Source organism: Bradyrhizobium sp. P5_C11_2, assembly GCF_054049755.1.
In genome coordinates, this window is the sequence record NZ_JBFULT010000858.1 from 1 (window position 1) to 2,135 (window position 2,135).

Sequence of the window (2,135 nt, forward strand, 5' to 3'; positions counted from 1 at the left end):
TCGCCAAGGAAGGCCGCAAATACGGCGTTTATCTCGGGCTCATCACCCAGCGTCCGGCCGAGCTCGACGCCACCATCATCTCCCAGTGCAACACGCTGTTCACGATGCGTCTTGCCAACGACCGCGACCAGGCGCTGCTGCGCGCCGCGGTGTCGGACGCGGCTGCGAACCTCTTGTCCTTCGTGCCCTCGCTTGGCACCCGCGAGGTGCTGGCGTTCGGCGAAGGCGTCGCGCTGCCGACCCGGCTGCGCTTCAAGGAGGTGCCGCCGCACCAATTGCCGCGCGGCGAAGCCACCATCAGCAGCGTGCCCTCCGTCACCTCCGGCCATGACATGCATTTCGTCGGCGCCGTGCTCGAGCGCTGGCGCGGCGCCACCTCGCAGCGCGACGTGCCGAATGATCCGGTGTTCGCGGCACCGCCCAGCAAGACGCTCGCGAGCGCCGAAGCGCCGATGCTGCAACCCTCGATGGGCCTCGATCCCGACCGCTTCTCGCTGCTGAAGAAGCCGCTGCGGTAAGGAACGGACACCGCTTCCGCAAATTCCGCTGTCATGCCCCGGCTTGACCGGGGCATCCAGTATGCCGCGGCTTCTCGATTGAACCACAACCGTCTCTGGAATACAGGATCGCCCGATTAAATCGGGCGATGACACTGAGCGTGTGGCGCGTTGAGCCCGCCGCCCGCATCGACTATGGTTGCCGGCCCCAAGCCGGAATCCATGCTCATGACAAAAACCGCCGCGCAACGCTTCCCCGCACCCGCCATCGACACGCTGCCAGACGACATCCGCACCCGGCTCCTCGCCGTGCAGGAGAAGAGCGGTTTCGTGCCGAACGTGTTCCTGACGCTGGCCTACCGTCCCGACGAGTTCCGCGCGTTCTTCGCCTATCACGACGCGCTGATGGAGAAGGACGGCGGGCTCACCAAGGCCGAGCGCGAGATGATCGTGGTAGCAACCTCGGCGGCCAACCAGTGCCAGTATTGCGTGATCGCGCACGGCGCGATCCTGCGGATCCGCGCCAAGAACCCGCTGATTGCCGACCAGGTCGCGGTGAACTACCGCAAGGCCGACATCACGCCGCGGCAGAAGGCGATGCTCGATTTCGCGATGAAGGTCTCGGCGGATGCGCAGCGCATCGCGGAGGACGATTTCGCGGCGCTTGCCCCGCACGGCTTCAGCGACGACGACATCTGGGACATCGCCGCGATCTCGGCCTTCTTCGCGCTGTCGAACCGGCTCGCGAATTTCACCGGCATGCGTCCGAACGACGAGTTTTACCTGATGGGACGCCTGCCCAAGACATAACGACAAGCAGTGATCGACGAGCAATGACCGAGCTCGACTGGCCCGAAATCCTGCTGCGCCTCGGCGTTGCGACGTTCGCCGGCGGTGCGATCGGGCTCGACCGCGACCTGCACGGCAAGCCGATCGGACTGAAGACGCTCGGCATCGTCGGCCTCTCCACCGCCACCGTCGTGCTGCTGGCGGTGCAGTTCGCCGAGCCGGGCAAGATCACCGATGCCGCAAGCCGTGTCATCCAGGGCATCCTCACCGGCATCGGCTTTCTCGGCGCCGGCGTCATCGTGCACGAGAGCGACCGATTTCGGGTGCGCGGCCTGACCAGCGCCGCCTGCACCTTCCTCGCCGCCTGCCTCGGCATCGCCTGCGGCGTTGGACAATGGAAGATCGTCGCCGTCGYGGTGGCGCTGGCCTTCGTCCTGCTCACGGTCGGCCGCCGCATCGAGCGCCGGCTGCATCGGATGCTTGGCGGCAAGCAGGAACCGCGCGAATCGGAGATGCCGCGGGAAAATTTGAACGATCGTCGCTAGAACCGAAGCCGCTGCCCCCAAACCGGCTTCAGCAATTCGAGCACGGTCAGCACCAGCAGGCCGGCGCCAAGCGTGACCGGCTTCGCTCAGCCCGGCCGGCCTCATGCTCTCCGGGGCGCTCACGTCTTCCGCCGCAGGCTCCAGAGACTTCCGACACCGACGGCGGCGGTCACGAGCAGGATGGCGACGAAGGTCTGGATGATCGTGAAGTTCAGGGCGTCCCGCGCGACGAACAGCGCGGTGACGGCTCCGGCGATGACAAACAGAATGCGAAGGATCAGGCTCATCGTCATGTCTCCAGGTC

Annotated in this window: 3 protein-coding genes and 1 pseudogene; 3 read left to right on the forward strand and 1 reads right to left on the reverse strand. The window is 66.1% G+C overall.

The features are described from left to right. The 3 genes from ACXJL8_RS39490 to ACXJL8_RS39500 form a co-directional block, all read left to right on the forward strand. On the forward strand, positions 1-518 hold a 518-nt coding region (locus ACXJL8_RS39490; protein WP_456686859.1), incomplete at its 5' end, for an ATP-binding protein. A gap of 207 nt (positions 519-725) precedes the next feature. Beyond that, positions 726-1,307 carry a peroxidase-related enzyme gene (locus ACXJL8_RS39495; protein ID WP_456623010.1) on the forward strand — a complete coding sequence of 194 codons (582 nt, stop codon included), beginning with the start codon at positions 726-728 and terminating at the stop codon, positions 1,305-1,307. Positions 1,308-1,330: 23 nt separating this feature from the next. After that, positions 1,331-1,831 (forward strand): MgtC/SapB family protein, encoded by a 501-nt coding sequence (locus tag ACXJL8_RS39500; protein ID WP_456686860.1) that lies wholly within the window; start codon positions 1,331-1,333, stop codon positions 1,829-1,831. Positions 1,832-1,950: 119 nt separating this feature from the next. Here the strand turns inward: ACXJL8_RS39500 and ACXJL8_RS39505 are convergent. Further along, positions 1,951-2,135 (reverse strand): annotated as a pseudogene (locus ACXJL8_RS39505) (hypothetical protein); the annotation flags it as partial.

Bases quoted from the DNA above. Each gene is read 5' to 3' on its own strand.
- ACXJL8_RS39495 (WP_456623010.1), top strand. From the start codon at position 726: ATGACAAAAACCGCCGCGCAACGCTTCCCCGCACCCGCCATCGACACG.